At 74.3% G+C, this 3,021-nt stretch carries 2 protein-coding genes; both read left to right on the top strand.

Translation table 11 applies throughout. From position 1 onward, the window contains the following. The first annotated feature begins 392 nt into the window (after positions 1-392). A complete protein-coding gene (gene gabT, locus ACFYYR_RS12130) occupies positions 393-1,742 on the top strand; it encodes a 4-aminobutyrate--2-oxoglutarate transaminase (RefSeq protein WP_388850474.1) in 1,350 nt (449 codons plus the stop codon). A gap of 340 nt (positions 1,743-2,082) precedes the next feature. Continuing rightward, positions 2,083-2,790, top strand: coding sequence for a phosphatase PAP2 family protein (locus ACFYYR_RS12135; protein WP_388850476.1), 708 nt, complete (start codon positions 2,083-2,085; stop codon positions 2,788-2,790). Positions 2,791-3,021 lie beyond the last annotated feature (231 nt).

Raw genomic sequence — 3,021 nt, forward strand, 5'->3', positions numbered from 1 at the left:
GTCGCGCTCCCGTCCTTTTTTCTGGCCCCCCCCCACAACAAATAAAACCAACCCCCCCCCCCCCCCCCCCCGCCCCCCCCCACCCCCGAAACCCACCACACATCCGCACCCGCACCCGCACCCGCACCCGCACCCGCACCCGACAAACGACGCCCGCCCCGACACCCGCCCCACCCCCGCACCCCCGCACCCGGCCTCCGCAGAGGCCCCCGCACCCGGCCCCCGCAGAGGACCCCCAGGGAAACCCCGCCTATGTCCGCCACGGACAACGACACACACCCAGCGCTACCGAACGGAGCATGCCCGACCCCGCCCCCCGGCCCTAGCCTGCGTGAGTAGGACCACGTTCCTCCACAGACGTACACCCCCGACCACGAGCACAGGAGATCACCATGACCGCAACCGCCGGAGGCCCCTCGCTCCCGCAGGAGCGCCGCGTCGTCACCGCGATCCCCGGCCCGAAGTCGCAGGAGTTGCAGGCCCGCCGTACCGCCGCGGTCGCCGGCGGCGTCGGTTCCGTGCTGCCGGTCTTCGCCAAGCGCGCGGGCGGCGGCGTCCTCGAGGACGTGGACGGCAACTCGCTGATCGACTTCGGCTCGGGCATCGCCGTGACGTCGGTCGGCAACAGCGCTGAGGCCGTCGTACGCCGCGCCTCGGCCCAGCTCGCCGACTTCACGCACACCTGTTTCATGGTGGCGCCGTACGAGGGCTACGTGGAGGTCTGCGAGCAGCTCGCCGAGCTGACCCCGGGTGACCACGCCAAGAAGTCGGCGCTGTTCAACTCCGGCGCCGAGGCGGTGGAGAACGCGGTGAAGATCGCCCGCGCGCACACCCGCCGCCAGGCGGTCGTCGTGTTCGACCACGGCTACCACGGCCGCACGAACCTCACGATGGCGCTGACCTCCAAGAACATGCCGTACAAGCACTCGTTCGGCCCGTTCGCGCCGGAGGTCTACCGGGTCCCGGTGGCCTACCCCTACCGCTGGCTGACCGGCCCGGAGAACTGCGCCACCGAGGCCGCGGCCCAGGCCATCGACATGATCAACAAGCAGATCGGGGCGGAGAACGTCGCCGCGATCGTGATCGAGCCGGTCCTCGGCGAGGGCGGCTTCATCGAGCCGGCCAAGGGCTTCCTGCCGGCGATCGTGAAGTTCGCCAACGACAACGGGATCGTCTTCGTCGCGGACGAGATCCAGTCCGGCTTCTGCCGCACCGGCCAGTGGTTCGCCTGTGAGGACGAGGGCATCGTCCCGGACCTGATCACCACGGCGAAGGGCATCGCGGGCGGCCTGCCGCTCGCCGCCGTCACCGGCCGCGCCGAGATCATGGACTCCGCGCACAGCGGCGGCCTGGGCGGCACCTACGGCGGCAACCCGGTGGCCTGCGCCGCGGCGCTCGGCGCCATCGAGACCATGCGCGAGCTGGACCTCAACGGCAAGGCCCGGCGCATCGAGCAGATCATGAAGCCGCGGCTCACCGCGATGCAGGAGAAGTTCGACATCATCGGCGACGTCCGGGGCCGGGGCGCGATGATCGCGATCGAGCTGGTGAAGTCCGGCTCGAAGGACCCCAACCCGGAGGCCACCGCCGCGCTCGCCAAGGCGTGCCACGCCGAGGGGCTGCTCGTCCTCACCACCGGCACCTACGGCAACGTGCTGCGCTTCCTGCCGCCGCTGGTGATCGGCGAGGACCTGCTCAACGAGGGTCTGGACATCATCGAGAACGCCTTCGCCGGCCTCTGATTCCGCCCGGTGCGCGGGGACAGGTGAAGAATGTGTGCGGGGGCCATGGCGGACGGGTGATCCGGCTGTCGGGCCCGCTCCGCCTGGCGTACGGTTTCGGCAGATGAGAGAAACACCCCGTCCGCAGGGAACTGCGGGCGATGTCGAGTCGGCGCATCCCCAGCCCCGGCCCGGCCGTGCCCTCGCGCACACCACTGGAGCCTTCGGCTCCGGAACTCCTCACCGATCGGACGGCCGCCCGCCCCATACCCCCCGGGGCGCGCGGCACACCGGTCGCCACGACCGCCCCGGAACTCTCCCCCCTGTTCCGGGGCGGTCGGCGTTTTCCCTGCTGCTCCCGGTGCTGTGCGCGGTCCTGTTCGCGCTGGTCACCTGGCAGGTGGCGGCGGGCGGTCCGCTGCTCGCGCTGGACGAGCGGCTGGGGCGGGCGGTGTTCCGCCCGCACTCCCCGTCCGTGATCGCCGAGGCGGGCGCGGACCTCGGCGCCACGGTGCCCGCGCTGCCGGTGCTGGGTGCCGCGCTCTGCTGGTCCGGATGGCTGGGCCGGGCGCGGTGGCGCCGACGGCAGGAGGACGAGGGGCCGCCGCCCGGCGCCCGTCCGCGGTGGTGGCTGCCGCCGCTCGTGGCGGTGGCGGTCATGGCGGCCGTCCCGGCGCTCGTGGTCCCGCTGAAGCTGTGGATCGCCCGCCCGGGGCCGCTGGGCCCCGCGGAGAACTACGGCTGGTACCCCTCGGGGCACGCGGCCACCGCCGCGGTCGCCTACGGCGCGGCGTTCCTCCTGCTGCTCCCCCACCTCCGGCGGGCCCTCGCACGCCGCACCGCCGTCGTATGCGTCGTGCTGCTGAACCTCTGGGTGGGGGCGGGGCTGGTGCGGCGCGGCTACCACTGGCCGCTGGACGTCGTCGGCAGCTGGTGCCTGTGCGGGCTGCTGCTGTGGGGGGTGGCGTGCGCCGTCCACCGGAGCGGCGCGGCCCGGAACCGCCGGGACACCGGAGAGGCCCTGGAGGACCCGGCGTCCGGGGCGGGCCCGGACTCCAGGGAGAGCTGAGAACGGGCCCCCTCCGGCCCGGCCCCGCACGCGGCTCACCTGCGGCGGCACCCGCACGCCGGTCACCGGGAGCCGGGGCCGTCGGTCGGCCGCCGGGACGGCGGCCGCGGCCCGGGCCCCCCCCCCCCCGGGGCCCCCGGCCCCCCCCCCCCGCCCCCCGGGGGGGGGGGGGGCGGGGCCCCGCTGAGGGGTGGAAGCCCCCGCCCCCCCCGTGCAAAGCCGTGTGCCCGA

The organism is Streptomyces sp. NPDC001922 (assembly GCF_042891165.1).
Taxonomy (GTDB): domain Bacteria; phylum Actinomycetota; class Actinomycetes; order Streptomycetales; family Streptomycetaceae; genus Streptomyces.